The sequence below is a fragment of the Neobacillus drentensis genome, assembly GCF_036962765.1.
GTDB classification, from domain to species: Bacteria; Bacillota; Bacilli; order Bacillales; family Cytobacillaceae; genus Neobacillus; species Neobacillus drentensis_C.
In genome coordinates this window covers 868-1161 of sequence record NZ_JBALOS010000349.1, presented here as the reverse complement: position 1 = coordinate 1161, position 294 = coordinate 868, and the positions used below count along the sequence as shown (strand labels likewise).

Below are 294 nucleotides of genomic sequence, written 5' to 3'. Positions count from 1 at the left end.
GTAAAATATACTTTCCGGCAGCGTTTAATTCTTCAGGTAAAATTCCACCCTCTCCAGAGTTTAGTGCTGTTCCTGTCTTTTTTGCTGCTTCTGCCAATGAAATCCTTGCTTGTTCACTAAGTGCAATCCCAAATGCCATTGCACTAATCATAAGTGGAATTTTTATTTCCATTGGTTTTTTTGCCTTTGGTCCAATGGTAACGGCAACATCTACGTCTTCCTCACCATCAATGGGAAACGGTGACGTTTGTGCGGGGATAAAAGTAATTGGATCCAAATGCGGCCATTTTTTTG

General features: G+C 40.8%; 1 protein-coding gene. It reads right to left on the bottom strand.

Features of this window, described 5'->3' with window-relative positions:
• Positions 1-294 (bottom strand): glutamate synthase-related protein (locus V7137_RS29085; RefSeq protein WP_335701285.1); only part of this gene is annotated, 294 nt, incomplete at both ends.